Origin of the sequence: Streptomyces sp. NPDC016845, assembly GCF_044332585.1 — a bacterium.
Classification (GTDB): Bacteria; Actinomycetota; Actinomycetes; order Streptomycetales; family Streptomycetaceae; genus Streptomyces.
Genome location: NZ_JBIRPI010000004.1, coordinates 131,084 through 157,985, shown reverse-complemented (window position 1 = coordinate 157,985; position 26,902 = coordinate 131,084). Strand labels below are relative to the sequence as shown.

Sequence of the window (26,902 nt, the reverse complement as noted above, 5' to 3'; positions counted from 1 at the left end):
AGACCTCCATGCAGTCCTCGGACCTCGAAGACCTGAAGATCGCGATCGTCGGAGCGGGATACGGCGGTGCGGCGGCGGCCAAGGCGCTCAGCCTGCTCGGCGCGGACGTCACCGTCCACGAACAGGCGAGCCGTATCCGCGAGGTCGGCGCCGGCATCGGCCTGCGTCCCGTCACCATGAACCGGTTCCGCCAGTGGGGGATCTTCGACGCGATCGCCCGCGTCAGCTCGCCCAGCGAGCACTTCGAGATCCTCACCCCCACCGGCGCCCCGATCATGAAGGAGGCGTGGCCGGCCGACGGCGACCAGACCCGTACGCACCTGATCCACCGCGGCGACTTCATCGAGGCTCTGCTCGGCGCGCTGCCCGAGGGCATGGTGCGCCTCGGCCACCGGCTGGAGAGCGTCGAGGACAGAGGTGACCGCTCCGTCCTGACCTTCGCGGACGGCACGACCACCGAGGCGGACCTGGTCATCGGCGCCGACGGCATCAAGTCCGTCGTGCGGCGGCAGCTGTTCAGCGACCAGGAACCGGTGTTCTCCGGCGAGCACGCCTACCGCGCCGTCATCTCCGTCGACGACGCCCACGGCATGGTCACCGACGACAACCTGCGGATGTACATCGGCCGCGGCACCAAGGTCTACCTGCTGCCGCTGCTCCACCGCGACCAGGTGTCCTTCGACATCACCGCCCTCTGCCCGGACGGAACCTGGACACCGCAGGTCACCAAGGAGGACATACTGCGCACCGTCGAGGGCTTCGACGAGCGCCTGGTGGCCATCACACGCGGCCTCGACATGGACACCGTGAACATCCGCGCCGTCTACGACATCGACCCGGTCGACACCTGGCACTCGGACTCCGTCGTCCTCGTCGGCGACGCCGCGCACTCGATGCTGCACCACCAGGGCCAGGGCGCCAACTCGGCCATCGAGGACGCGGGCGCGCTCGCCGACGCCCTGACCCGGACCGGCTCCCTGAAGGAGGGCCTCGCCCTCTACCAGGCCACCCGCAAACCGGTCACCGACAAGCTGCAGGCCATCTCGCGCCAGGGCTGGACCGAGGACGAGATCGACGAGGTCTTCCCCGGCCAGAAGCCCGCGGCCGCCGCCACGAAGGAGTAAGAACGATGCCGCTGCACCCCGAGATCGCGAAGTTCCTCGCCACTCTCCCGCCTCCGCTTGAGGGCCCGCTCGACCCGGTCGCGATGCGCGCCGACGAGGAGGCACACGTACTCCCCGTCGAGCAGCGCCTGCCGCTGCACGCGGTGGAGGAGCTGACCGCGCACACCGCCACCGGCGACATACCGGTGCGCGTCTACACACCCACCGACGCGGAAAGCCACGGCCTGCTCGTCTACTTCCACGGGGGAGCGTTCTTCCTCGGGAGCCTGGAGACACACGACCACGTCGCGCGCTCGCTGGCGAAGGAGACCGGCCTCAAGGTCGTCTCCGTCGGCTACCGCCTGGCGCCCGAGGCCGTCTTCCCCGCCGGTCTCGACGACTGCTACGCCGTCACCCGGTGGGCCGCAGAGCAGGGCGGAAAGCTGAAGTGGGACGGCACGACCCTCGCTGTCGCCGGCGACAGCTCCGGCGGCACCTTCGCCGCAGCCGTCGTGGCCCGGGCGCACGACGACGGCTTCGACCGGATCACCCACCAGATCCTCTACTACCCGTCCCTCGACCTGGACTTCGACGAGGACCGCTACGCCTCGCTGCGGGAGAACGCGGTCGGGTACGGCCTGGAGACGGCCGGCCTCAAGCCGTTCAACGCCTTCTACCTCGACAGCGGCGCCGACCCGGCGGACCCGCTGGTCTCCCCGGTCAAGCGGACGGACCTGAGCGGACTGCCACCGGCCCTGATCGTCACCGCAGCCCACGACCCCATGCGCGACGAGGGGGAAGTCTACGGCCACCGTCTGCGGGAGGCCGGAGTGGCGACGACGGTGAGCCGGTACGAGGGCGCCGGGCACGGATTCGTCCAGCATTTCTCCTGGCTCCCCGAGTACCAGCGGGTCTTCACCGAGACCCGCGACTTCCTCGGCCGGCGCTGAGCAGGCCTTCAAACGTGCGCGAGTCAGGAAGAGATCACCATGACACCTGATGCCCCCGTCCACCCCCTGGTCTCGCCCTGGGGCCGGTTCGGTCTGTACAGCTTCTTCGTCGACGCCCCCGAACCGGCGATCGTCGACACCGGTATCGCCACCTCGCCCGCCGAGGGCATGGCCCCCGCCCTCGAGGCGATCGGGCGCCGCATCGAGGACGTGCGCTGGATCCTGCTGACACACGGTCACATCGACCACGTCGGCGGCGCGCACGCCCTGTGGGAACTCACCGGCCGACGAGCGCAGGTCGTGATCCACGAGGCCGACGCGCCGATGCTCCGCTCCCGGCGGGCGCACGTCGACGAATACCGCGCCGGACGCGGTCAGTACCTGCGCGACCCCGGCGGCGCGGCCAAGGTGGAGGCGGCCGCGAACGCCGTCATCTCGGGGGAGATGGAACCCACGCTGCTCGTCAAGGGCGGGGAGACGCTCTCCCTCGGCGGCGGTGTCACCGTCTCGGTGCACCACGTCCCGGGCCACACCCCCGGATCGGTCGCCTACGTCCTCGACGGCCAGCGCGCGGTCTTCGTCGGTGACGCCGTGCAGGCCCACGGCGCCGCCAACGGCTTCCCCGGCTACACCGACCCGCCCGCCTACCGCGCCGCCCTGAAGCGTCTGCGCGACGAGATCCGCCCGTGCCACCTCTACCTCGGCCACCCTTACCGGCGAGACGACGGCACTCCGTACGGCGTCCACCTCGACGAGGCGCAGGCCGCGGACGCCATCGACCAGAGCCTCGACGCCGAAGGCCGCGTCGCCGAGGCCGCCTGCCGCTGCCTGGAGGCCGGCTCGACCCGCACGGATTCCCCGTACTCACCCTTCGCCCAGGCCGCCACGGAGCTCGGCTACACCGGCGACCCCTCACTCGAACCGGCGCCGTTCTTCACCTCGATGCACGGCTATCGCACGCGCGGCAGGGACGCGTAACACAGGAGTGCCACACCATGACCGACCTTCACACGACCACGATCCGGGCGGGCGAGCAGAGCATCTCCGTCCGCAAGGACCTCCGGGTGCCGATGCGCGACGGCGTCACGCTGGCGGCCGACACCTACAGCGACGTGTCCGGCACACCACGGCCCGCACTCGTCGCCCTGAGCCCCTACGGCAAGGAACTCCAGGCACTCGCCCTGACCACGCCACCACAGCGCCGCCCCAGCCCGATGTGGGACGGCTGCATCGAGGCGGGCGACATCGCGCGCGTCGTCAAGGAGGGCTACGTCCACGTCATCGGCGACCTGCGCGGCTCCGGCGCCTCCGAGGGCGAGCACATCGGCAACTACAACGCCGGCGGCGTTCCGCTCGGCCAGGACGCCTACGACTTCGTCGAATGGGTCGCGGCACAGCCGTGGTGCGACGGCAACGTCGGCATGATCGGTATCTCCTACTTCGGCACGATGCAGGTGCTGGCGGCGGCCGAACGCCCGCCGAGCCTCAAGGCGGTCTTCGTCAGCGGCGGCCACTACGACTTCTACGAGACCACCTACCACGGCGGCGTCATGTGGTTCATGCCGCGCGCCGCCCGCGAGGGCCGGGGCGGGGACTCCGGCTGGGCGTTCACGGACGGGGTCAGGTCCCGGATGCTGGAGACGTACTCGCCCGAGGAGATCAGGAAGCGGGTCGCCGAGCGCCTGAAGGACCCGGACGTGGCCGCCTGGCCCAACCTGGTCCACGTACTCACCTACCCGAAGAACCACGAGGCGTGGTTCGACATCGTGCTGAACGAGGTCGACGGCGACTGGTACGAGGAGCGCAACCCGATCACGCTCGCCCCGGACATCGACATCCCGGTCTGGCTCCAGATCGACCAGGGGCGTGGCTGGACGATGGACGGCACGATCGAGCTGTACAAGGCGCTGAAGGGCCCGAAGAAGCTCGACATCGGCCCGTACCCGCCGATGCAGTCGCGCCCCTTCGTCGAAGAGCACGACAAGATGTTCCGCTGGTACGAGTACTGGCTCAAGGGCATCGACAACGGGATCATGGACGAGCCCGCGGTCACCGTCCACGTCGAGGGCTCCCGCGAGTCCGTCACCGGCACGCGGTGGCCCCCGAAGGACGTCGAGCACCGCGCGCTGTACCTGCGTCCGCGTGGGCAACTCTCCTACGAGCCCGAGCCGATGGGCGCCGAGCACGCGGCCCCCGACGGCTTCTACCAGGCACCGCTGACGGTGACCGACAAGGTGGAGATCCTCAGCTGGAGCACCGCCCCCTTCACCGAGCCCACGGAGATGATCGGCCAGGGCGCGGCGCACCTCTTCGCCGAGATCGACCAGCCCGACACCAACTTCATCCTGCGCCTGTGGGACGCGGCACCGGGCGGCACGCGGCAGCTCATCACCACCGCCTACCTCAAGGCGTCGCACCGCGAACTCGACGAGGCACGCACCACCGACGGCGACCCGCACCACCCGCACACCCGCGCGGTGCCGGTCGAGCCGGGGAGGATCGAGGAGTACGTGCTGCGCGTCTACCCGTTCGCGGCGACCTTCCTGCCGGGCCACAAGCTGGTCGCGGAGCTCTCCAACGACGAACCGCTCGCCGACGAGCACAACGCGCTGCTGCCGCCCGACGCCTTCCACCTTCCGGTGGGCCGCCCCGTCACGCACAAGATCTACCGGGACGCCGCACACCCGTCCCGCCTGGTCCTGCCGTTCACCACGGTCGCGGACGATGACCGGGGTCTCGGCCACGGTGCCGACAACAGAACGGACATATCGCTCGATCGGGCGAGGTAAAGCCGGGATCGGCTCAGTTCCGGGCGGGGCGGTCGATGGGCAGGCCGAAGAGAGGAAAGAGGTCGGCTCGGTGGAATGCCAGTACGGTCGAGATGCCTGCCTCCGTCAGGGTCGGGATCTGCAACTGGTGCGCGTGGAAAGCCGCATCGCGCCCGCGGATGTAGACCGCGAACGCCGGCTGTCCGTTCGCGATCGTCTCCACCATGATCCGCTGTCCGCTTCCCGGCCGGAGCTTCGCCGTGAGCAGGCGCAGCACGTCTTCGCGGCCGTGGAACCAGGTGGGCACCGGCGGCATCTCCCAGCGGGTGTCCTGCGTCAGCAGGCTCTTCAGGGCGACCATGTCCGCCGTCTCGAAGGCTCTGGCGTACCGGTCGAGCAGTGCGCGGCCCCGGGGCTCGTCGGGTTCGCGGAACTGCTCCTCCCGCGGGTCGAGTCGGGCGATCTGTGCACGTGCCCGCTGGAGCGTGCTGTTCACCGCCGCGGTCGTCGTCTCGAACAGGTCCGCCACCTCGGACGCCCGCAACGCGACGACGTCGCGGAGGATCAGAACGGCGCGCTGCCGCGGCGGCAGGATCTGCAGCGCGGCGACCAACGCCAGGCGCAGACTCTGTCGAGTGCCGACCAGCGAAGCCGGGTCGACGCTGAGCATGAGGCTCGGGAACGGCTCCAGCCAGGTGGCCTCCGGGGTTCGTGCGTCCAAGGAGTCCGGATCGGTGCCCGGCGCGCCGATCGCGGACGGCACCGTACGGCGGCTGCTGTGCTTCAGGGCATTGAGGCACACCCGGGTGGCGATCCGGTAGAGCCAGGTCCTGACCGACGAGCGCTGCTCGAACTCCGCCAACCCCCGCCAGGCACGCAGGTACGTCTCCTGCACCGCGTCCTCCGCGTCGTGCACCGAGCCGAGCATGCGGTAGCCGTACGCGACCAGATCGCCGCGGTACTGCGCGAACTCGTCCTCCAGATTCATCGGCCCTCCCCGACCTGCTCCGCCGGCCTGGCAGTCTGCCTGGTCCGGTTGCCGGCAACGCCCCTGCGCCGCGCGTCGATCGCGAGCCCGCACACCGCTCCGAGCAGCGACATGACGCCGCAGACGGCCAGGGACCGGCTGTATCCCCGAGCGGAGGACCCGTACCCGTCGGCGGCGGCGAACACCGTGGCGAGGACCGCGACTCCGGCGACTCCGCCGAGTTGCCGCATCATGCTGTAGACGCCCGAGGCGATACCGACGGCCTCACGCGGCACGGCCCCGACACTGGCGCTCTGCGTCGCGGGCAGAGCCAGGGAGACGCCACAACCGGCCATGATCAGAGGAAGCACCAGTTCCGCGTACCGCACCGTGCCGTCCGCGGCCTGGCTGATCCAGAACATGCCGGCAGCCTGCAGAGCCAGTCCGCTCACGACGAGCGGCCGCTCACCGATCCTGTCGACCATGCGGCCGGCCAGCGGCGCCGTCAGGAAGAGCGTGGCGGTCCACGGCAGGAGCTGCAGACCGGCTTTCAACGGTCCGGAGCCGAACGCCTCCTGCATGTACTGGGCCAGGAAGAACACCGCGCCGAAGAGCGCCGCGGTGAGGAAGAACCCGGCCGCGTTGCCCGCCGAGAAGGCCCTCACCCGGAAGTAGGACAACGGGATCATGGGCTGGGAAGCACCTCGTTCCCAGGCCAGGAACGCGAGCAGCAGCAGACCCCCGACAGCCGAGGCGCCGACCACTTCGACGCCTGCCCAGCCGGCCACCGCGCTGCGGACCACGCCCCAGACGAGACCGAGGACGGCCAGGGTGATCAGTGCGGCACCCAGCAGGTCCACCCGGCGAGCCGCACCCCGGCTCTCAGGGATTCTGCGGAGCACGAGTGGAATGGCCAGAACGCCCACCGGCACGTTGATCCAGAAGATCCACTGCCAGGCCAGCCCTTCTGTCACGGCGCCCCCGATCAGCGGTCCGCTCAGCACAGCAAGACCGGTCAGACCGCTGAAGACGCCGATCGCCCAGCCACGGCGTTCGGGCGGGAACGCGGCGCCCAGCAGCCCCAGCGCCAGGGGCATCACCGCGGCGGCGCCGACGCCCTGCACGGCGCGTGCGGCGATCAGCCACGACACCGAAGAGGCCAGCGCACAGGCGACCGAGGCCGCGCAGAACAGTGCGAGACCGCCCGCGAACGTACGGCGCCGCCCCCACCTGTCACCGAAGGCCGCCGCGGTCAGCATCAAGACCGCGAAGCTGAGGTTGTACGCGTTCACGGTCCATTCCAGCTGTTCGATCGAGGCGCCGAGGTCGTGTCTCATGGTGGTCAGCGCCGACGCCACCACCAGGGCGTCGAGGGCCACCATCACCGAGCCGATCGCCGTCAGGCCCAGCACCCAGCGCTGCTCGGCCGTCGTCCGTTCCGTGCTGTTCACAAGGCCCCTCCAGGATTCGTCGTCACCGGTACTGACAACCTGCGAGGGGCGAAGTCATCGCGGCGATGAGATCGCGGGCCGCCCGTTGTCAGTACCTGTGACAGCGCCACCGATCGAGGGAGCCTCATGAGTACGGCAGTCATCCGCTACCGGACCAAGCCCGAAGCGGCAGAGGAGAACCAGCGTCTGATCAAGAACGTGTTCGCCGAACTGGCGGCCACGGCACCGCCGGGGCTGCGGTACAGCACTTTCCGGCTGGCGGACGGAGTCACGTTCGTGCACGTCGTCGACGGCGAGGGCCTGCCGGAGCTGCCTGCCTTCCAGGAGTTCCAGCGCGCGGTCGCCGACCGCCTGACCGCGCCACCTACGCGCGAGGGCGCCACGTTGGTCGGCTCGTACTCCTCGACGACGGTGTCCGAAGCGAGCTGAGGGAAATGGCGCCTGCCAGGGTCTCACCCCGGCAGGCGCCTCAACGGCGGGGCCGCCAGAGCCGATGCGGGCACCAAGGCGCACCCGCCGAGTGTCGTTCAGGCCCGGGTGTAGCCGCCGTCGGCGAAGAGTTCGGCGCCGGTGACGAACGACGAGGCGTCCGAGGCCAGGAAGAGGGCGGCTGCGGCGATCTCGTCGGCGTCGGCCAGCCGTCCCAGTGGCACTACTGCCTCGGCGAACCGGTCGGCGTCCGGCCCCGCGGCGCCCAGCAGCCCGGGGGTGCGCGTGGGTCCCGGGCTGAGGACGTTGACCCGGAACCGGCGCTCCCGCGACTGCCTGGCCCAGTTGTGCACGAGGTTGCTCAGCGCCGCCTTGGAGGCGCTGTAGACCTCGAGTTGCTCATTGGGGCGCACGCTGTTGCTCGATCCGATGACCAGGACGGAGGCGTTCTCCGCGAGCAGCGGAAGCGCCTTCTGGACCGTGAACAGGGGGCCCTTGACGTTGACGGCGAGCGTCAGGTCGACGTCGGCCTCGGTGTGGGCGCCGAGCGCGGCGTCCGCGACGATTCCGGCGTTGGCCACCAGTACGTCGATGCGTCCGGCCTCCTCGCCGACGCGCGCGTAGAGCGCGTCGAGGTCGGCCAGGACCGAGACGTCGGATCGTACGCCGGTGGCCGCGGGGCCCAGCTCCTCGACCGCCGCTTCGAGGCGGTCGGTGTCCCGGCCGGTCACGAAGACCCGTGCTCCCTCCCGGACGAAGCGGTGGGCGATGGCCAGCCCGATCCCGCTGCTTCCTCCGGTGATGACGGCCACCTTCTCCTGCAGTACGCCTGGCATGGGGGACCCCTCAACTGTTGTGGAATGGATCGTCCATAACCTAGGCAGTAATGGACGATCGAGTCAAGAACGGATAGGCTGAGACCATGCCGAGACCACGCGCATTCGACGAACGCCAGGTACTGGAGCGGGCCCGGGAGCAGTTCTGGGCGACCGGCTACGCGGGAACCCGGATGGACGACATCGCTCGGGCGACCGGCCTGGGCAAGGGCAGCCTGTACGGAGCTTTCGGCGACAAGAGCAAGCTGTTCCACCGTGTTTTCGGTGACTGGTGCACAGCGGTCGTGGAGGTGGCCGAGGACCAACTGGCAGGCGGCCCGGACGCCGAGGCCCTGGCCCGGCTGGCGCGCTACGTGCACCTCATGGCGGAGAACGCCGCCTTGGACACCGAGCGCCGCGGGTGTCTGCTGGCCAAGGGCGCGGCGGAACTCGCCCAGCATGATCCGACGGTCGCCGGGCGGTCGGCCGAGACCATGACGACGCTGCTGACCCTGGTGCGGACGGAGATCAGCGCCGCCCAGCGCCACGGCGACATCGACAGCGCGGCGGATCCGGAGCGGCTGGCGGCACTGCTGCTGACGGTGGTCCGCGGGATCGAGGCGGTGGGCAAGGCGGGCCTGGACCCCGAGATGCTGCGGAACGTCGCGGACACGGCACTGGCGGTCCTGCCCGCGCCCGATGGCGGTCGACGGTGATGTCGCACGGCACGTGAACTCCCCCCCACCTCCGGCCGTTTGAGTTGTGCAGCACAATGAGCCGCATGACACGACTTCGCATCGCGCTCGCCAACCTCGAGATTCCCGAGAACCCGGAAGATTCCGTGGTTCGAGCCGAGCGCGCGGTCAGAGCCGCTGCCGCCGCCGACGCCCATATCGTGTGCTTCCCGGAAGCGTATGTGCCGGGCTATCCATGGCCGACGCGCTCACGTGAGGCCGTGAACGCCGCCTTCCTGGAAGCCGCGCACGAGCGCATCGCCCAGGCCGCGCGGGAGAGCCACATCCACGTGGTGCTCGGTACGGAGCGGTACGTGTCCGACCGACCACGTCTGACCGCGCTCGTACTTCGACCCGATGGCACCCGAGCGGGTTATCAGGACAAAGTGCAGCTCGACCCAGCAGAAGATCCCGCGTACGAGGCGGGCGGCGACCGCCGCATATTCGAAGCCGACGGCGTCCGCTTCGGCATCGTGATCTGCCACGAGGGCTTCCGCTACCCGGAGACGGTGCGCTGGGCCGTCCGCAACGGCGCCCAGCTGGTGTTCCACCCGCACTACAGCGAAGCGGAGCCCGGCGCGTTCGAGCCGACTGAATTCGCCGACCCTAGGAACTCCTTTCACGAGAAGGCATTTCTGTGTCGCGCCGCCGAGAACAACTGCTACATCGCCGCCGTCAACTGCGCGAGCCCGGGATCGCCCACGACCTCGGCCGTAGTGCGGCCGGACGGCACACTGCTCGACCATCAGCCCTATGGAAAGCCCGGGCTGTTGGTCTGCGACATCGATCCCGCCGAAGCCACGCCACTGCTCGCGCGACGTCTGAGGACCTGTCCTTGAGCTGTCGGGCAGGTCCGGGCGGGAGCAGGGGCATCGTTCGTCTCCTGCGCGACTTCTACGTGCCGGAAGCGCTGTCCGTCGCGGCCAGCCAGCGGTGTACGGCGAGCGCGGTGGTCCGGGCGTGTTCCTCCAATACCGTGTAGTGATCCCCGGGCACGGTGATTTCGGTGTGGGGCAGACCCCAGGCCGCGGCGGGCTCGGTGCCGGGCAGGGGATCTCCGGCCCGTACGAAGAGGGTCGGGGCGGCGGGCTTCGAGGGCTTCCAGTCTGTGAACAGCTCGAAGTGTGCGGCCATGGCCGTGAGCCGCTCCGGATCGGCCGCGTCGAACTTCGCCACCCGGTGCAGCATGTCGGACGTCATCGCGGAGACCGATCGCTCCCGGCTGTCTGCACCATGGGGATAGGTGTCCACCAGGATGACAGCGGCCGGGGCGAAGCCGTCGTCCGCCAGTCGCTCGGCCACAGCCTGAGCCACCCAGCCGCCGGCCGAGCGGCCCACGAGTACCGGGGGCTGCCGGCCCGCGGCCGCACGGACAGCGGTGGCCTGCGCGGTGACGAACGCGCGCAGGTCGGCCGGCAGCGCCTCTCCTGGCGAGAACCCCGCGTACCGCATCGCCGAGACCGGCCGCAGGCCCCGCAGACCGATGCCGAAACGCGCGTACTCCTGAGGACCGGAGAGTGCGCTGAGGGCGGGGAAGCAGATCAACGGGGCGCCCTCGCCGCCGGGTTCCAGCGCCACGGGCGCGAGTGTCGTACCGGCCGTGTGGGCGCTGTCGAACACCGGTCGCAGGCGGGCGGCGACGGTGAGCAGGACCATGCTGTCCCAAAGCCGGCCCTGGTCGCAGGCGGTGCGGAACATCGCGCTCAGGGAGTCCGGGACGGGTGCGATGTGCCGTACGCCCTCCGCCCGCTTCGGGGCGTCGGCCGTACCGGCCGCCGACGGGTGGCCCGCGCCACCGTCTTCCGGCGGGGTGCCGGTGGCGGCCGTCCGCTCTCCAGGACCGGGGGAGCCGGTGGGAGCCGCTTGCCGGGCGTAGCGGTCGGCCAGTTCGGCGGCGACCGCACGCGGTGTCGGGAAGTCGAACAGCAGCGTGGCCGGCAGGCTCAGCCCCGTCGACGTCGACAGCAGGTTGCGCAGTTCCACCGCGGCCAGTGAGTCGAGCCCCAGGTCCGCCAGTACGTCGCCCTCTTCGATCGCGCTCGCTCCCTCAGGGTGGCCAAGGACCGAGGCCGCCTTGGACCGTACTTCGGCGAGCAGCAAGGCCGCCCGTCGGTGCGGGTCGGCCGACGCCAGCCGCTGCGCCACCGGTGCTGTGCCCCCGTGGCCCGGGCCCGCGGCGGGCGTCGAGCGAGGGCTCGCCTGCGAGGGGCCACCGTCGAGGACGGTGGGGTCGAGGCGGGCCGCGATCACCACCGGGTCGTCACCGGCCACGGCGGCGTCGAAGAGACGCAAGCCCTCCTCCACGCCGAGCGGAGCGAACCCGGAATCGGCCATGCGTCGAAGGTCCACGTCGGTGAGGTGTGCTGTCATGCCGTCGCTCTGCCGCCAGGGACCCCAGAGGATCGATGTGGCGGGCAGACCGAGCTGTTGACGGTGGCGCGCGAGCGTGTCCAGCACGAGGTTGGCCGCCGCGTAGTTGGCCTGACCCGCGGCGCCGTAGACACCCGCGACCGACGAGTAGAGCGCGAACATCGCGAGACGGTGCTCCCTCGTCAACGCGTGCAGGAGGAGAGCCGCGTCCGCCTTGGGGCGCAGCACTCTTTCCAGCCGGGCGGTGGTGAGCGCCGGGACGATGCCGTCGTCCAGCACGGCCGCGGTATGGACGACGCCGGTCAGTGGATGGGCTGCCGGTACGGAGTCGAGCAGGGCGGAGAGTTCGGTCCGGTCCGCGATGTCGCATGCCCGTACGGTCACCTCGGCGCCGGACGCGCTCAGCTCGGCGACGAGTTCGGCCACGCCTGGCGCGTCCGGGCCGCGGCGGGACACCAGCAGCAGATGCCGGACGCCGTGGACGGTGACGAGGTGGCGTGCGACGAGCGTGCCCAGTGAGCCGGTGCCGCCTGTGATCAGCACAGTACCGTCCGGAACGAGACGCCGCCGGGCAGGCGGTTGCCCGCCGGGCTCGGTCAGCCGCACACGTTCCGGTACGTATGCCGTCCCCTGCCGCACGGCGATCTCCGGCGCGGGAGCGGCGAGCAGTCCAGGCAGGCTCCGCCAGGAGCCGGGGTGATCGTCCGTGTCGATCAGGGCGAAGCGGCCCGGATTCTCGCGCAGTGCCGAGCGGACCAGCCCCCATGCTGCCGCGTCCGCCATCACACGGCGCCCGGTGTCGTCGCTTTCACCGGCGGGCCCACCGCTGTCCGGGCCGACGACTCCGGAGGTGACGAGGACGAGTCGGCGGTCGGCCAGGCCCGGTTCCGCGAGCCACTCCTGGATGAGTCGCAGGGTCGGTTCCGCCGCCGACAAGATCTGCGCCGCCGGGCTCCCCGCATCCCCGGTGGTACCCGTCGGGGACGGACACCGAGCGACGACCACGGCAGGCGAACCGTGCCCCGCGGACGCCGGATCGGGGTACACGGGTACGCCGGACCCCGCAGGTGCGAGTTCATCCGCCAGCGGTGTGCCGACGGCGCCCAGTACACCGTACGAAGGCATGGGCACCGCGGGAAGGACGAAACGCTCGGGCAGTGGCGCCCAGTCGATCCGATGCAGGCCCGCTGTGTCCGGTGGTGCCGTACCGGGTCCGGCAGGCGGGAGCGGCCGCAGGGTCAGCGAACGCACCGTGGCCACCGGGGTTCCTTCCTCGTCCGCCAGCTCCACCTCGGCCCGTCCGTTCGGTGCGGGAGCGAGCCGCACCCGCAACCGCCGGGCACCGGAGGCGTGCAGGCGCACCCCGCCGAACGCGAACGGCAGGGCTGTCCGACCGCCGCTGCCCGGCCCGGAACCGCCCGCGGCGGGCCCGGCGAGCGGCAGGGCGTGCAACGCGGCGTCCAGCAGCGAAGGATGCAGGACAAACGCCGGGCCGCCCGCTGCCGCGTCCGTGGTCCCGGCCGCCTCGGGCAGCGCGACCTCGGTGTACAGCTCCTCCCCGAGCCGCCAGGCGGCGCGCAGCCCCTGGAACGCGGGGCCGTAATCCAGTCCGCTCGCGGCCAACTGCCCGTAGAGTCCGCTTGCGGCCAGCGGTCCGCGCAGGTCGTCGTCCGGACTGCCGACGGGCAGGGGCACCGCGCCCGGCGGGGGCCACGGCCCGGCGCCTGTCCCCGCGGCCGGTGCGTCAGTGTCCGTCATCGGCGGCGCGAGTGTGCCGGAGGCGTGCCGCCGCCATGGCTGATCACCGGACGGCGTGTGAGGCCGGGCGTGGAAGCCGATGCTCCGTCGCCCCGCGTCGTCCGGCGCCTCCACCTTCACCTGCACTTCGATCCTGCCGTGCGCGGGCAGCGACAACGGCGCGGCCAGGACGAGTTCGTCCAGGACCGGCGTGTCCACCGCCTCACCGGCGTACAGGGCCATCTCGACGAAGGCGCTCGCCGGCAGCAGCACCTCTCCTGCGACCTTGTGATCGGCCAGCCAGGGCCGGTCCTGCACGGAGAGCTCTCCGGTCAGCAGGAGACCGCCGTCGTCGGCGGTCGGGGTGCGGTGTGACAGGAAAGGATGGGCCGACGTGCCCGACGGGGGAGTGGAGCGGTCGCGAGGAGAGGCGTCGAGCCAGTAGCGGCGGCGCTCGAAGGCGTACGTGGGCAGGGCGACGCGCCGGGCGCCGCGCCCCGCGAAGACGGCCTGCCAGTCCAGGGGCACACCGTGAGCGTGCAGGGCGGCCAGGGTGTCGGTCAGCGCGTCCCCCTCCGGCCTTGCCGCACGGAGTGCCGGCAGGATCAGCGGCGCCGTGGGCGGCTCGTCGTCCGTGCCCGGCGCCCGCCCGGGTGTGCCGAGCAAGCCTTGGGCCAGGCCGGTCAGTACGCCGTCCGGACCGAGTTCGAGGTAGTGCGCGGCGCCCCGGTCCCGCAGGTACGCCAGCGAGTCGGCGAAGCGGACCGGGCGGCGTACATGGTCGACCCAGAACCGGGGTGAACGCAGCTCCTCCTCGGTGGCCGCCCGCCCTGCCAGGGCGGTGACCAGGAGGATGCGCGGTGCGTCGAAGGACAGGTCGCGCAGCACTTTCGCGAAATCGGCGAGCATGGGTTCCATGCGCACGGAGTGGAAGGCATGACTCACGCGAAGAGGTGTCGCGGAGCGGCCTAGCTCGCGGAAGTCCGCGACGGTCCCCCGCACCGCGGCCTCGTCGCCGGAGACGACCACGGACGCCGGCCCGTTGACGGCGGCGACCTCCGCCGCCAGACCCGTCCCGGCGAGGTGGTCGGTCACCTCTTGTTCGCCGGCGGCCACGGCGGCCATCGCCCCACCCGCGGGCAGAGCCTGCATCAGCCGGCTCCGGGCCGCCACCAGGGTGCAGGCATCCGCAAGGGACAGGACCCCGGCAACATGCGCCGCGGTCACCTCACCCAGCGAGTGCCCGGCCACCAGATCCGGGCGCACCCCCCAGGACTCGAACAGCCGGAACAGCGCCGTCTCCAAGGCGAAAAGGGCCGGCTGCGCGAACCCGGTCGTGTCCAGGAGCGCGGCCGCCTCGGTGCCGGGGCGGGCCAGTACGACGTCCCGCAAAGGCACGGGCAGCAGAGGATCGAGCAAGGAGCAGGTCTCGTCGAGCGATTCGGCGAAGGCCGGATACAGGTCGCGGGACTCGTACAACTCACGCCCGGTACCGGCGCGTTGGCTGCCCTGACCGGTGAAGAGGATGGCCAGGGGCCCCGCGTGCCGCGACGTGCCTCTGTGCACCCCGGGCCCGTTTCCGTCCACTGCCAGCGAGCGCAGGGAGCTCAGCAGTTCCGTACGGTCCCGGGCCACCACCACGGCTCTGTGCTCGAAGGAGGTGCGGGTGGTGGCGAGCGAGTACCCGATGTCCGCCGCGGTTGTGTGCGGGTCGGCGGCCACCTGTTCGTACAGTCGCCGTGCCTGCTCCCGCAGCCCTGACATGTTTCTCGACGACACGGGAACGGCGACGGGCGAGGTCACCGCGACGGGCGACGTGACCGCGACGGGCGACGTGACCGTGCCGTCATCGGTGAGAGGTCTCCCGGTCCCGCTGTCCGTCCCGGGGAGCGGCGAGGGGACGTCCTGGCACGCAGGGGGCTCCTCGAGCACCACATGGGCGTTGGTGCCGCTGATCCCGAAGGAGGACACTCCGGCCCGGCGCGGGCGGTCCGTACGCGGCCACTCCACTGCCCGGTTCAGCAGCGCCAGCCGCCCCGAGGACCAGTCGACCCGGCCGGTCGGCTCATCGGCGTGCAGGGTACGCGGCAGTACGCCGTGTGCCATCGCCTGCACCGTCTTGATCACACCCGCTGTCCCGGCGGCGGCCTGGCTATGACCGATGTTCGACTTCACCGACCCCAGCCAGAGGGGGCGCTCCCGCTCCTCGCGCCCGTACGTGGCCAGGAACGCCTCGGCCTCGATGACATCGCCGAGCCGGGTGCCGGTGCCGTGCGCCTCCACCGCGTCGATGTCCCCGGGCGCCAGCCCGGCGTCCGCCAGCGCTTGCCGGATCACCCGCTGCTGGGCGGGACCGTGCGGTGCCGTGAGTCCGTTGCTCGCGCCGTCCTGGTTGACCGCCGAACCGCGCACCACGGCCAGCACGGGGAGCCCGGCTTCGCGGGCGTCGGACAGCCGGCTGAGCAACAGCATCCCGGCGCCTTCGGCCCAGCCCGTGCCGTCGGCCGACGCGCCGAACGCCTTGCAGCGGCCGTCCGGGGACAGGGCCCGCTGCCGACTGAACTCCACGAACGACGACGGTCCGGACATCACGGTGGCTCCGCCGGCCAGCGCGAAGGAGCACTCGCCACGACGCAGCGCCTGGGCGGCCAGATGCAGGGCCACCAAGGACGACGAGCACGCCGTGTCCACCGTCATCGCCGGTCCCTCAAGACCGAAGGTGTAGGCGATACGGCCCGAGGCGACGCTGCCCGCGTTGCCGATGCCGATGTACCCCTCGACCTGTTCGGGCACCTCCACCAGGCGGCCGGCGTAGTCGCTGTACATCAACCCGACGTACACCCCGGTCGCCGAGCCGCGCAGGGAGCGGGGGACGACACCGGCGTGCTCGAAGGCTTCCCACGCCACTTCGAGCAGCAGCCGGTGCTGCGGGTCCATGGCCGAGGCCTCGCGGGGTGAGATGCCGAAGAAGCCCGGGTCGAAACGGTCCACACCGGAGAGGAAGCCGCCCTCACGCACGTACGTCCGGCCGGGCCGCGCGGGGTCCGGGTCGTACAGCGCGTCCGTCTGCCAGCCCCGGTCGGTGGGGAACGGCCCGATGGCGTCCTTCCCCTGCGCCACCAGCCGCCACAACGCGTCGGGGGAGGTCACTCCTCCGGGGTAGCGGCACGCCATTCCGACGATCACAACCTGGTCCTCGTCCGAACGGGCCGAACCGTGGCCCACGTCCACGGTGGCGGACGGGTGGACGGCGCGCAGCGACCGGAGATGGGCGGCGAGTGCGGCGGCCGTGGGGAAGTCGAAGGCGACGGCCTCGGAGAGCGGGAGCCCGGTCGCCGCCGACAACCGTTCCCGCAGTGCGGTCGCCGCCAGCGAGTCCATGCCCAGATCCCGCAGCGCCGTCGTCGGTTCCACCGCCTCGGCCCTGAGGCCGAGCAGGGCCGCCGCCTCCGTCCGCACCAACTCCGACCAGGTCTCCGTCGGTTGGGCCCCGGCCGTGCCCAGCGCCCGGCCGGGCCGGTCGGCGAGAGCGTGCCGGCGGACCTTCCCGGAGGCGGTACGGGGAACGCGGTCCACCTCGTACAGGTCGGCGGGGACTTTGAAGCCGGACAGTTCCTTGCGGCAGGCGGCCAGAATCGCTGTCCTGTCCAGTCCCGGACCGCCCGGTACGGCCACCAGATAGGCGACCGGTACCTCGCCGAAGAGGGGATGAGGGCGCCCGGCCACCGCGGCGTCCGCCACACCGGGTACGCGCCGCAGCACCGCCTCCACCTCCGAGGGGTGCACGTTCGCGCCGCCCCGGACGATCAGGTCGCCGGCCCGGCCGGTGATGACGATGTCGCCGGAAGGCTCGATCCGGGCCAGGTCGCCGGTGCGGAACCAACCGTCGCGGAGCACCTCGGCGGTGGCCTCCGGCGCGCCGTGGTAGCCGGCCATGATCCCCGGGCCGCTCACCCACAGTTCGCCCTCGCCGGTGTCCTGTCCGCCGGCCCCGCCCCGCACCCGGACCCGTGTGCCGGGCAGCGCCCGGCCGCACGACCCGGTCGCGCTCGTGTCTTGCGGGCCCGCCATGGTCACCGGCCCGGCCTCGGTACTGCCGTAGTGCTCCAGGTAGGGGGTGCGGCACACGGTCTCGAAGGACCGGCGGAACTCCGGCCCCGCCGAGGCGCCTCCGCTGATGCAACCCCGCAGCGCACGGGTGCCGAGCCCGTCGGTGCGTCCGGCGTCCTGCTCGCCTCGGACGGTGTCGAGCAGCGCCGAGTACGTGGTCGGTACTCCGCCGAGGAGGGTGTGGGGGACGTCGGTACGGCGCAGTTCGCCCAGTACCTCCGTCACCGAGAACCGGGGGTGGAGCACGGCGCTCGCCCCGGCCACCGTCGTCCCGAGCACACACACGACCTGGCTCATGGCGTGATGGAGGGGGAGTGGCCACAGCAGCCGGTCCCGTTCCGAAAGGCCGAGGACGCCTATGAGGCCTGTCGCGACCGGCGCGAGGCGGCTGCGCTGGGTGGACAGGACACCCTTGGGGGCGCCGGAGGACCCGGAGGTGTAGAGCAGCCACGCGACCTCGTCAAGGCCGAGGTCGTCCCTGGCCGGCTCACCGGGTTGCGTATCCGCAAGTTCCTCGTACCGCAGGGCGGCGCCCACCGCCTTGGCCCGGTCGATCGGCGCGTCCTGGTCCGCAGGGGAAGACGAGGCGGGCTTGGCCTCCGCATTGCCTTCAGCCACCACCACCACGATCAAGCCGGGCCGGGAGAGTAAGTCCTGGCATTCCGTCAGCCGTGCCTCATCGGTGATGAGCACCCGCGCACCGCAGTGTTCAAGGAGGAGTGCGACCTCGGCCCCGGGGCTCTCCGCGTCGAGCGGTACGCCGACACCGGCGGCCCGGGCGACGGCGAGCAGGCTCTCGACGGCTTCGACGCGGTTGCCGAGCAGGATGCCCACCCGGTCGCCCCTCGCCAGGCCCAGCGCGGCAAGGTGGCCGGCCAGCCGCTCGGTCCGCCGCGCCAGGTCCCGGTAGGTGAGCCGGGTACGGCGGTCCTGGAAAGCGACCTTCTCCCCGAGACGCCCGGCGTGCTCACGCAGCAGCTCCGGAAGCGGCCGGATGGTGCTCATACCTGTACTCACTCGCTGAACTCCCCTTTTGCGCCTGAGGTCGGCTGTACGAACTCACTCACCGGTCCGTAGCCGACGCCCCCGTCTCAAGACGGCAAAATGGGTGCTTCCGTTCCCCTTCCCGCTCCCGTTCCCCTCCTCCTTCCCGTTGCCTGCGCTGAACTGCGGGCGGCCGGTCCTACGTCGCGCTGCGCTCGCTCGCCTCGCGATACCGTCGCTCCACGGTGTCGAGGTGTGCGTTGTGGCCCGGCCGCCCCGCTCGCAGTAGCCGCCGCCACTGGTCGATGCTCCAACTGGCCGGTGCAGTCGTCCCGATGAAGTCCTCGACGAGCGAGAGGAAGCGCGCCGGATCGGTGTGGAAAGGGAAGTGACCGGCACCGGCGAAGATTTCGAGGCGGCTGCCGGGCATCGCCTCGTGCACGGTGAATGCGTGGGAGACCGGCAGGACGCCGTCCCTGTCCCCCCATACGAGGAGCGTGGGCATGCCCAGCGCGAGGTAACAGCGGTCCAGCATGGTGACCACCTGGCCCCGCCAGTCGACGACGGACCGCAGCGCGCGTATGAACGCCGCCCGCGCCCGAACGTCCGGTAACGCCTCGACCAGGCCCATCAGCTCCGGGGCGTCCCGCCCGAGAGAGGTGTCGAACAGCCGGAGCAGCGCGACCACGGCCCGCACCGGCACGTCGGTGCCGGGCAGCCCGAGCAGGGAGAGCAACAGTGCGGCGCCTGGCAGCGAGACCCCCCGCAGTACGGGGGTGACCTGCGGGCCGACACCTCCCGTGCTCACCAGGACGAGCCGGTCGACGCGCTCGGGGTACTGGTAGGCGAACTGCATCGCGACGCCGCCACCGAACGAGTGCCCCACGAGGGTGACCCGCTCGATGCCGAGCACCCCGAGGAGATCCCGGACGCCGTTGGCGTACGCGGCGACCGAGTAGTCGGCCCGCGGCCTGTCGGACGCACCGTGACCGAGCAGGTCGGGAGCGATGACGCGATGGCTGCGTGCCAGTTGCGCGATGAGCGGGTTCCACGTCGCCGACGAGTCTCCGATGCCGTGGATCAGCACGATCGCGGATCCCTCGCCCGCGGCGCGGTACGCGCGCCGGTATCCGTGCACGGTACGGAATTGCAGGGCGACTTGGCTGTCGTCGCCGGTGGAACGCCGTCCGCTCGCTGTCCGCGCCATGAGCGGGAGTGTAGGTGGATGGCGCTGCCGGGTGGTTTCGGATGGGTTTCGGAGGCTGCAGTCGCATCCGGGACGGGCCCGTACGCGGCCGGGGGGTCGCGGACCATGTCGGGTACGGGGCCCTGGGCCGCGTCACCTCCGCGCTGCGGACCGTGGTGTCACCGGACCTGATCCCCGAGTGGGCCCCCGCCGCCCCCGCTCCCGCCCGCACTCCGCTGTCCGCCTTCGACCGCGACACCGCTGCCGCGGTCTACTACGTGGTCTGCGTCAACCGGATCTGCGCAGGCTCGGACGGGGTCGACGGCCTCGGCGGGACCTGCTGCGCGACGATCTGGCACTTCAAGGGGTACGACGCCGGCAACATCGTCATGGCCAACCGCATGATCGCTACACGCCTGGCCGTGGACCGGCGCCGGCCGTCTACCGCTCGTCGTGGACGCCTCCTCGTGCACCCTCGGCATCGCGCAGGAAGTCACCCCGTACCTCACCCCGTACGTCACCTCGTACCTCACCCCGGAGAACCTGCGGAAGCACCAGTCGCTCACCGTGGTGGATCCGGTCGTGTGGGCAGCCACAGAGCTGATGCCGCGCCTGACGGTGACCAACCGCTCAGCAGCGCCGACATCCATCCCGCCCGCTCCACGCGACACCTCGAAGACGTCGAACACCTCCACAGCGGGCAGCGCGAGGCTGCCCAGGCCGGGGAGCGCGGTGTCCGGGCCCGAAGACCTTCACTCGTGTGCCGCTCCAGGAACCGTCCGCGAGCGCGGGGCCGGGCCCGCTGAGGGAGACTGACGTCATGGCCGACCTTCAAAACGCAGGCGCGCCATCGCGCTGGTTCGCGCAGGGACCGCGGAGCGTGGCGGAGGCTCGTCGATTCGTGCGGTCCGCTCTGGACGGCGTCGCGTCGGACGTGGTCGAGACCGCTGAGCTCCTGGCCAGCGAGCTGGTGACCAACGCGGTGCTGCATGCCCGGACTGAGGTCGAGGTAGCGGTCCACATGGACGGCGGCACGGTGCGGGTGGGGGTGAGCGACCGACGGCCGGACCGCCGGCTCGTCCCGTACGCGTACCCGCCGTACGCCGGTACGGGGCAGGGACTGGCCGTCGTCGGGCACTTGGCGTCCCGCCACGGCGTCGAAGTGGCCAAGACGACCAAGACGGTGTGGTTCGAGCTGGAGTGCGCCGAATTCCTCGCCGGAATCCCTGACGAAATCCCCGACGGGGTGCCTGCCGGAACTTCTCGGTGGCCGGACGGGTGGGGGGAACCACCGGCGCCGCCTGCGAACCCCGCCCCCGGTGCGACCGTGACCCTGGTCGACGTACCGGAAGCGCTCTACTCGGCCTCCCAGCAGCACCGGCACACTCTGCTGCGCGAGGTCGTCCTCGCCCTGGCCGCCGGAGAGGACCTGGGCGTGTCACCGGTCGAACTCGCCGCGGCCCAGGACATGAACCAACTGATCAGCACGGGGGTGACAGCCGCGATCCAACAGGAGTCGGGCGGAGCGGAGATCCGGTCACTGCCCCTGTCCGTGCAGTCGGACGCCGGGCCCGCCGCGCAGGCACTGCGCACGGTCCTCGACCTGGCCGAGGAGAAGGCCCGTGACGAACGGTTCCTGACCCTGCCGGCGCTGCCGCGCAGCCGCGTCTTCCACCAGTGGCTGTTCGACCAGATCGTCGGCCAACTCGCCGGCGGTCCCCCCACCGCGTGGACGGTGGTGCCCCGGGAACCCGGCGCCAGCCCGTCGGAACTGGTCCCGTGGGACGTCGGCCAGGTGCGGGCCAGCAGGGTTCCGACGATCGCCGCCGACGAGCGGAACACAATCATCGCTGCGAACGGGCCCGCGGCGGGCCTGCTCGGCTGGCAGGCCGACGAAATCATCGGCCTGCCCCTTACGACCCTCATCCCGGAGCATCTCCGCAAACGCCACCTCGGGGCGTTCACGTCCCTGCTGCTCAGCGGGGAACCCCGCATCCTGGGCCGCTCGGTACCGCTCCCCGCCCTGCACCGCGACGGCTGGCTGGTCCCGGTCCGGCTGTTCATCCAGACCCAGGAGACGACTGACGGCCGCACCGTCTTCGTCGCCCAGCTCACCCCCAGGGCCACCACGGCGGTCACCCCGGCCCGCCCGTCCGGCGGCCGGGCCCGGCCCGTGGCACACCAGCGGCCGGACGGCCCGACCTCGTCGGCCGCCCCGCACACCGGGGGGACCGAAGCCGGCATGCCGGCGCTGAAACGGCTCTCCCTGCTGGCCGACACCGAGGCCGCACTGAGCGGAGCCACCAACCTCGACGAGGGTGTGGAGCAGGTGGGCCGGGTGCTCACCGAACGGCTGGCCGACTGGTGCGCGGTCGACCTGTTCACCGAGGAGGCCGCCCAGGCGGACCGGGTCTGCGTCGTCCGCCGCGCCCCCGGCCCGAGCTGCCCCGACGCGTACGAGGGCCGACTGCCGCCCGTGTCGGAGACCGCCCGTGGCCCGCTCGCCCGTGCCCTGCGCGGTGCCGGCCCACTGCTCCTCGGCGAGCCATCGGCGCCGGCCCAGACCACGAGTGCGCTGGACGCCCACTACCGGGGACTGTTGTGCAACATGGGGACGCGCAGCGCCGTTGTCGCCCCGCTCCGGACGCGCGGGAGTGTCATCGGCGCCCTCACCGTGGCCCGGGGCGCTGCGGAACGGCCCTTCGCCGAGGACGACCTGCCCCTGATCGACGATCTGGCGCGGGTCTTCGCCCTGGGCGTGGACAACGCCCGCCTTTACCAGGAGACGCGGAACATCGCCGAACGCCTCCAGCGCTCGCTGCTGCCCGTACTGCCCGAGATCGACCACCTCCAGATCGCGGCCCGTTACGCAGCTTCCTCCACCACCGCCCAGGTGGGCGGCGACTGGTACGACACCTTTGTCCTGCCCAGTGGGGACACCGCACTGGTGATCGGTGACGTCGCCGGCCACAATCTCGACGCGGCCATCGCCATGAGCCAGTTGCGCAGCATGCTGCGTGGCATCGCTGTGGACCGGCGGGAGCCCCCCGAGGTGGTCCTGCACCGACTGGACATGGCGAACCAGAGCCTCTACCGGGAGGCCACCGCCACCTGTATCTACGGACTCCTCAAAGGCCCCGAGGAGGGCCCCTGGGAACTGGTGCACTCCTCAGCCGGCCATCTGCCGCCCCTCCTTGTCACCGAGGACGGTCGCACCCGCTATCTGGAGGACGGCGCGGGCGTACTCCTCGGCCTTGACCCCGACCTGCCCCGCCACCGGGGCCGCAACGCGATCCCGGCCCGCTCGACCGTCCTCCTCTACACCGACGGCCTGATCGAACGCCGCGACGAGTCCCTGGACGACGCCATGGACCGCCTCCGCCGCCACACCGCCGGCCTGGCCCGCGAAAGCCTCGACGTGTTCTGCGACGAACTCCTCATCGGTCTGGGCGCGGACAGCGACGACGACATCGCCATTCTCGCGGTCCGCCCCGTCCCATCCTCGTAGCCTGTACGGCGGGTGGCTTCCCGGTGTGACGGAGCGGCCGGGTGGCGGATCCGCCGCTGTCGGGCTCCCGTGACTGGTCCCGTACAGCGTGCCCTGCTGTTTCTCGATGTCGATGGCGCGCTTCTCCCGCGCAGGCCGCCCGTCGGCCAAAGGACGGCTCAGCTGCGCCGCGCGCTTCCGCGTCCGCGCCCCGAGCGGTCAGCCGCAGCCGCCGAGGCGGTTCGCACTCCGAAGAGGGCGCTGTGCCAGGTTTGTCGGTCTCTGTCCGGGGAACTCGGGGAACACGCCGCCTGCTGTTGTGCGGGGTGGTGTGTCCTGTGGTTCGGCAGAGCAGCCGCGGGATGCTGGTTCCCGTGATCAGCCAACAGCTCACCGGTCACGGGAACTTGAGCATCCGCCCCTTCTGGCTCGCGTACCTGTAGGTGATGCCGCCATGACGGTTTCGGTCGGGTCGTGAGCGGTGTGAGGCCCTCTGCCGGTGGCCGCCACGCAGGTCTACGCTGCTTCTACCGGTGAGCGCGGGGTGGCCTGGCCGCGCTCCGGACGGGCAGTGGGGCTGTGTCATGGATATGCGGGCGGACACCGCGGCGTGGCGGCGTGTCGTTGAGGTTGCCAGTGCAGGCGGCTGCCGGGTGGCGTTGCCGTCCGCAGCGGCGGCGTGCGCCGAGGATGCGGGCGCGGACGGTCTGGGCGTCAGTCTGATCACTTCGGGGCAGATCAGGATGGTGGCTCATGGGGCGGATGAACGCAGCTACCGGCTGGAGGACGCCCAGCTGGTGGCGGGGGAGGGGCCGTGCACCGAGGCCTACTTGCGGCGCCGGATCGTGGAGGCGGACCTGCAGCTCCTCTGCGAGCGGTGGCCGGTGTTCTGGCGGGTGGCCGACGACCTTGGTATCCGCACGGTGGTGGCGGTGCCGCTGCTGGTCGGCGACGGTGTTCCGGTCGGCGCCATGGACCTCTACCACACCGCCCCCGCCGCCCTTGGCGCTGCGGAGCGGGCCCGGCTGCAGGCGTACGGCCGGATCCTGGCGCTGCTGGCGCTGGACTCCCACCCCGCACTGATCGGCTGGGAACAGGCGGCACCGGAGCCGGGCCCGGCGGGCTATCCGCCGCTCGTGCACCAGGCAGCCGGCATGGCCGCCGCGGCCGGCGGTGTTCCTGTCGCCGAAGCGCTGGCCCGCATGCGCGCGCACGCCTTCAGTCACCAGCGCCTCCTTGAGGACATCGCCCACGACGTCCTCAAGGGACGGCTACGCCTGAAGGAAGACCGCGACACACCCCCCGGCTGACCGGGGCACACGGCCACGCGGCGGCAGGCACAGTTGCCGGACCGCTGACTTGTCGGTACACGCTCGCCCGCGGAGCTCCCGCAAATGCGCCAACTGGTGCGCACGCAAAGGGTGGTGGGCGGCCCGGCCAGCATGCCTGTGGGCCGTTCCGAGTAGTAATTCCTCCGGGGCTGCGTCAGTGGGGGACACGGCGTCGTGGCGGTGGGAGGCTGGACGGGTCCGATTGCCGCCGCGGACATGGCGGCGGCAGCCGGACGCGCGAGCCGGCACTCCCCTTTGTGCGCCGGCCCTCGCGCGAGGGTGCCCTCCGGGCGTGTGGAGGCGGGACTGCGGGAGTGCCTCGCCGACCCACCACGCGTAGGGGGGCGAGGCTGGGGCCGTGAAGTCGGCTGTTCGGCCCCAGCCGACCTCGGTAGGTGCCGGGCGTTCAGCCCGACTCTCCCGTCACTTCTCCACAGTAGAGGGCTCCGGCGACGGTGCGGAAGCGGGCCGGTGCAGCGCGGTGCAGCGGGCGATCGCCGTCTCCGGTTCGGTGCGTTCGGCCTCCGGCAGGGCGGCGCCCTGGACATGGGCCAGGAGGTGTTCGGCGATCAGGCGCAGCTTGACGTTGCAGCGCTGGGAGATGTCGCGCAGGACCCGGGTCCGGGCTGACGGGTCGTCGCCTCACTGCCGAAGCGGCGGCCCAGCGCGGCCCCGGCCTCCCAGGGCCGCACTCCGCGTCACCGGCATCATCAACCGGCGCCGTTCTGAGGGGCAAGGGCCGAACGGCCCTTGTTGTGTCTGCGTCGAGGAGACGACCGTTGCCGTCCGTGGTCGTGAGAAGGCCGCCACCCGTTCAGGGAGGCGTCGCGGATGTCGCGCATGGCGCGTCGGTGTCAGCGTTCTGGCTTCGGGGCGGGCCGGTGGGCCGGGGTGTATCTGGCGAGCATGGTCTGGACGGCCTCTTCGACGGCGTCGTGGATCTCGGATGCCGCGGGGTTCCAGTCGGTCAGCAGCATGCGGGGCCATAGGACGTAGTTGGCGATCATGCCGAGGAACTGGTTCGCGGCGCTCGCGGCGTCCGGCACGTCGGCGTGACCCGCCTCGTGCTCGGATTCCAGGTAGTGCTGGACGGAGGTGAAGTAGGGCAGTTTGCCGAGCTGGAACTGCATCCGGCCCAGTTCGGGGAAGCGAGGCAGTTCGGCGATGACGATCCGGAACAGGGCTGCCATTCCGGGCCGGCCGACCAGGTCGGCATAGCGGTGGCCGACGGTGGTCAGTCCGGAGCGCAGATCCCCGGCCGGAGGCCGCGCGACAGCGTCGTCGGCGTCACGCTGCCAGGACTCGGTGACGATGGCCTCGAAGAGGGCCGCCTTGGTGGGGAACTGCTTGAACAGGGTGGACTTCGAGACTCCGGCCGCTTCGGCGACCCGGGCCAGTGAGGTGCCGTCGTAGCCACGAGCCAGGAACAGTTCCGTGGCTGCGGTGGTGATCGCTTCGCGTTTTTGCTGAGCGAGCCGGCGGTGGTGTGCGGAGAGTTCTGCTGGCATGCGCACAGTATGCCGCAGACCCGAGGCGAGTCACTTGACTCGCCTCTATGGTCCTGCTTACGGTACGAGAGCAAGGCGAGTCGAGCGACTCGCCTCTGATCTGCGGCGCCCGGGTGAATTCCGGTGGCCGCGCGGTGGAGGAACAGCTCATGACGATCGACAGGACCGCTTTGGTGACCGGTGCGAACCGCGGCCTCGGACGCGCCGCAGCCGTCGCTCTGGCCAGACGCGGGGTGCGGGTAGTGGTCACCCACCGCCGTGATACGGCCGGGGCCGAGAAGACGGTGGAACAGGTGCAGGCGGTGGGTGGGACTGCCGCCGTTCTCCGGCTCGACATCAGCGATGTCTCCTCTTTCGCCTCCTTCACCTCCGAACTGGGCGAGCAGCTGGAGCGCTGGGGTACTTCGCGGCTCGACATCTTGGTCAACAACGCCGGAGTGGGCATCTTCGGACCGCTGGAGGACGTCACGACCGACGACTTCGACACGGTGATGAACACCAACGTCCGGGGCACGTTCTTCCTCATCCGGTCACTCGTGCCGCTGCTGGCCCAGGGCGGCCGCGTCATCAACGTCTCGACGTCACTGACCCGCCACACCAGCCCCGCCACCTCGGTCTACTCCGCCTCGAAGGCCGCTGTCGAAGCCCTGAGCCGCACCCTCGCCGCAGAACTCGGCCCGCGCGGTATCCGGGTCAACTCCGTCGCCCCGGGGCCGACCGCCACCGATTTCAACGGTGGAGCGATGCGGGACGACGCCGGGATGCGCCAGGTCCTGGCCGGACAGACCGCGCTCGGCCGCGTAGGCGAACCTGAGGAGATCGGCGACGCCATCGCCACGCTGGCCTCCGAGGGCCTGCGCTGGGTCACCGCCCAGCGCATCGAGGTCTCCGGCGGCGCCCTCCTCTGAACGACCGGGCGACGGTGTCGGTGTCGGTGTCGGTGTACTGATGCGAGTCACCTGTACGCCGACA

Annotated in this window: 17 protein-coding genes; 11 read left to right on the top strand and 6 right to left on the bottom strand. The window is 71.4% G+C overall.

Annotated features, from left to right (window positions below; translation table 11 throughout):
* Nucleotides 1–8 precede the first annotated feature (8 nt).
* From ACH4RC_RS13830 to ACH4RC_RS13815, 4 genes are read left to right on the top strand one after another with little or no spacing between them, the layout of a single operon-like run.
* On the top strand, nt 9–1,124 hold the full coding sequence (locus ACH4RC_RS13830; protein ID WP_398199515.1) for an FAD-dependent oxidoreductase: 1,116 nt from the start codon (nt 9–11) through the stop codon (nt 1,122–1,124).
* Between the two features lie 5 nt (nt 1,125–1,129).
* On the top strand, nt 1,130–2,053 hold the full coding sequence (locus ACH4RC_RS13825; protein WP_398199513.1) for an alpha/beta hydrolase: 924 nt from the start codon (nt 1,130–1,132) through the stop codon (nt 2,051–2,053).
* 39 nt (nt 2,054–2,092) lie between these two features.
* The gene (locus tag ACH4RC_RS13820; RefSeq protein ID WP_398199512.1) at nt 2,093–3,031 is read left to right on the top strand and encodes an MBL fold metallo-hydrolase; all 939 of its coding nucleotides are present in this window, start codon (nt 2,093–2,095) and stop codon (nt 3,029–3,031) included.
* Between the two features lie 17 nt (nt 3,032–3,048).
* Nucleotides 3,049–4,842 (top strand): CocE/NonD family hydrolase, encoded by a 1,794-nt coding sequence (locus tag ACH4RC_RS13815; RefSeq protein WP_398199509.1) that lies wholly within the window; start codon nt 3,049–3,051, stop codon nt 4,840–4,842.
* A 13-nt stretch (nt 4,843–4,855) separates the two neighbouring features.
* On the opposite strand, the gene ACH4RC_RS13810 is transcribed toward ACH4RC_RS13815, so the two are convergent.
* Nucleotides 4,856–5,809, bottom strand: a complete 954-nt coding sequence (locus tag ACH4RC_RS13810) for an RNA polymerase subunit sigma-70 (RefSeq protein WP_398199507.1) — start codon at nt 5,807–5,809, stop codon at nt 4,856–4,858.
* Nucleotides 5,806–7,239 carry an MFS transporter gene (locus ACH4RC_RS13805; protein WP_398199504.1) on the bottom strand — a complete coding sequence of 478 codons (1,434 nt, stop codon included), beginning with the start codon at nt 7,237–7,239 and terminating at the stop codon, nt 5,806–5,808. The genes ACH4RC_RS13810 and ACH4RC_RS13805 overlap by 4 nt, the downstream gene beginning before the upstream one ends.
* Before the next feature lie 126 nt (nt 7,240–7,365).
* On the opposite strand from ACH4RC_RS13805, the gene ACH4RC_RS13800 reads away from it, so the two are divergent.
* Nucleotides 7,366–7,668, top strand: a complete 303-nt coding sequence (locus ACH4RC_RS13800) for a hypothetical protein (RefSeq protein WP_398199502.1) — start codon at nt 7,366–7,368, stop codon at nt 7,666–7,668.
* Nucleotides 7,669–7,766: 98 nt separating this feature from the next.
* On the opposite strand, the gene ACH4RC_RS13795 is transcribed toward ACH4RC_RS13800, so the two are convergent.
* On the bottom strand, nt 7,767–8,504 hold the full coding sequence (locus tag ACH4RC_RS13795; protein ID WP_398199499.1) for an SDR family NAD(P)-dependent oxidoreductase: 738 nt from the start codon (nt 8,502–8,504) through the stop codon (nt 7,767–7,769).
* A gap of 86 nt (nt 8,505–8,590) precedes the next feature.
* Here ACH4RC_RS13795 and ACH4RC_RS13790 point away from each other — a divergent pair, with 86 nt between their 5' ends.
* Together ACH4RC_RS13790 and ACH4RC_RS13785 are read left to right on the top strand one after the other, a co-directional pair.
* A complete protein-coding gene (locus tag ACH4RC_RS13790; RefSeq protein ID WP_398199496.1) occupies nt 8,591–9,199 on the top strand; it encodes a TetR/AcrR family transcriptional regulator in 609 nt (202 codons plus the stop codon).
* Between the two features lie 65 nt (nt 9,200–9,264).
* Nucleotides 9,265–10,056: a carbon-nitrogen hydrolase family protein gene (locus tag ACH4RC_RS13785; RefSeq protein WP_398199493.1), complete on the top strand. Its 792-nt coding sequence runs from the start codon at nt 9,265–9,267 to the stop codon at nt 10,054–10,056.
* Between the two features lie 55 nt (nt 10,057–10,111).
* On the opposite strand, the gene ACH4RC_RS13780 is transcribed toward ACH4RC_RS13785, so the two are convergent.
* Nucleotides 10,112–18,439, bottom strand: a complete 8,328-nt coding sequence (locus tag ACH4RC_RS13780) for a type I polyketide synthase (protein WP_398199491.1) — start codon at nt 18,437–18,439, stop codon at nt 10,112–10,114.
* 178 nt (nt 18,440–18,617) lie between these two features.
* Nucleotides 18,618–19,625, bottom strand: coding sequence for an alpha/beta fold hydrolase (locus ACH4RC_RS13775; protein WP_398199489.1), 1,008 nt, complete (start codon nt 19,623–19,625; stop codon nt 18,618–18,620).
* A 432-nt stretch (nt 19,626–20,057) separates the two neighbouring features.
* Here ACH4RC_RS13775 and ACH4RC_RS13770 point away from each other — a divergent pair, with 432 nt between their 5' ends.
* The 3 genes from ACH4RC_RS13770 to ACH4RC_RS13760 all read left to right on the top strand — a co-directional run bounded on the left by ACH4RC_RS13770 (nt 20,058) and on the right by ACH4RC_RS13760 (nt 24,401).
* Entirely contained in the window at nt 20,058–20,420 is a 363-nt protein-coding gene (locus tag ACH4RC_RS13770) for a hypothetical protein (RefSeq protein WP_398199487.1), read from the top strand.
* Nucleotides 20,421–20,424: 4 nt separating this feature from the next.
* Entirely contained in the window at nt 20,425–23,112 is a 2,688-nt protein-coding gene (locus ACH4RC_RS13765) for a SpoIIE family protein phosphatase (RefSeq protein WP_398199484.1), read from the top strand.
* A 563-nt stretch (nt 23,113–23,675) separates the two neighbouring features.
* The gene (locus ACH4RC_RS13760) at nt 23,676–24,401 is read left to right on the top strand and encodes a GAF domain-containing protein (protein ID WP_398199483.1); all 726 of its coding nucleotides are present in this window, start codon (nt 23,676–23,678) and stop codon (nt 24,399–24,401) included.
* 875 nt (nt 24,402–25,276) lie between these two features.
* On the opposite strand, the gene ACH4RC_RS13755 is transcribed toward ACH4RC_RS13760, so the two are convergent.
* Entirely contained in the window at nt 25,277–25,930 is a 654-nt protein-coding gene (locus tag ACH4RC_RS13755; protein WP_398199480.1) for a TetR/AcrR family transcriptional regulator, read from the bottom strand.
* Nucleotides 25,931–26,079: 149 nt separating this feature from the next.
* Here ACH4RC_RS13755 and ACH4RC_RS13750 point away from each other — a divergent pair, with 149 nt between their 5' ends.
* Nucleotides 26,080–26,838: an SDR family NAD(P)-dependent oxidoreductase gene (locus tag ACH4RC_RS13750; protein ID WP_398199477.1), complete on the top strand. Its 759-nt coding sequence runs from the start codon at nt 26,080–26,082 to the stop codon at nt 26,836–26,838.
* The last annotated feature ends 64 nt before the right edge of the window (nt 26,839–26,902 follow it).

Excerpts from the sequence above, each read along its gene's own strand:
- ACH4RC_RS13830 (WP_398199515.1), top strand. The coding sequence starts at position 9 with ATGCAGTCCTCGGACCTCGAAGACCTGAAGATCGCGATCGTCGGAGCG.
- ACH4RC_RS13765 (WP_398199484.1), top strand. The coding sequence starts at position 20,425 with ATGGCCGACCTTCAAAACGCAGGCGCGCCATCGCGCTGGTTCGCGCAG.
- ACH4RC_RS13815 (WP_398199509.1), top strand. The coding sequence starts at position 3,049 with ATGACCGACCTTCACACGACCACGATCCGGGCGGGCGAGCAGAGCATC.
- ACH4RC_RS13785 (WP_398199493.1), top strand. The coding sequence starts at position 9,265 with ATGACACGACTTCGCATCGCGCTCGCCAACCTCGAGATTCCCGAGAAC.
- ACH4RC_RS13775 (WP_398199489.1), bottom strand. The coding sequence starts at position 19,625 with ATGGCGCGGACAGCGAGCGGACGGCGTTCCACCGGCGACGACAGCCAA.
- ACH4RC_RS13755 (WP_398199480.1), bottom strand. The coding sequence starts at position 25,930 with ATGCCAGCAGAACTCTCCGCACACCACCGCCGGCTCGCTCAGCAAAAA.
- ACH4RC_RS13800 (WP_398199502.1), top strand. The coding sequence starts at position 7,366 with ATGAGTACGGCAGTCATCCGCTACCGGACCAAGCCCGAAGCGGCAGAG.
- ACH4RC_RS13810 (WP_398199507.1), bottom strand. The coding sequence starts at position 5,809 with ATGAATCTGGAGGACGAGTTCGCGCAGTACCGCGGCGATCTGGTCGCG.
- ACH4RC_RS13780 (WP_398199491.1), bottom strand. The coding sequence starts at position 18,439 with ATGAGCACCATCCGGCCGCTTCCGGAGCTGCTGCGTGAGCACGCCGGG.
- ACH4RC_RS13795 (WP_398199499.1), bottom strand. The coding sequence starts at position 8,504 with ATGCCAGGCGTACTGCAGGAGAAGGTGGCCGTCATCACCGGAGGAAGC.
- ACH4RC_RS13760 (WP_398199483.1), top strand. The coding sequence starts at position 23,676 with ATGGATATGCGGGCGGACACCGCGGCGTGGCGGCGTGTCGTTGAGGTT.
- ACH4RC_RS13790 (WP_398199496.1), top strand. The coding sequence starts at position 8,591 with ATGCCGAGACCACGCGCATTCGACGAACGCCAGGTACTGGAGCGGGCC.
- ACH4RC_RS13750 (WP_398199477.1), top strand. The coding sequence starts at position 26,080 with ATGACGATCGACAGGACCGCTTTGGTGACCGGTGCGAACCGCGGCCTC.
- ACH4RC_RS13825 (WP_398199513.1), top strand. The coding sequence starts at position 1,130 with ATGCCGCTGCACCCCGAGATCGCGAAGTTCCTCGCCACTCTCCCGCCT.
- ACH4RC_RS13820 (WP_398199512.1), top strand. The coding sequence starts at position 2,093 with ATGACACCTGATGCCCCCGTCCACCCCCTGGTCTCGCCCTGGGGCCGG.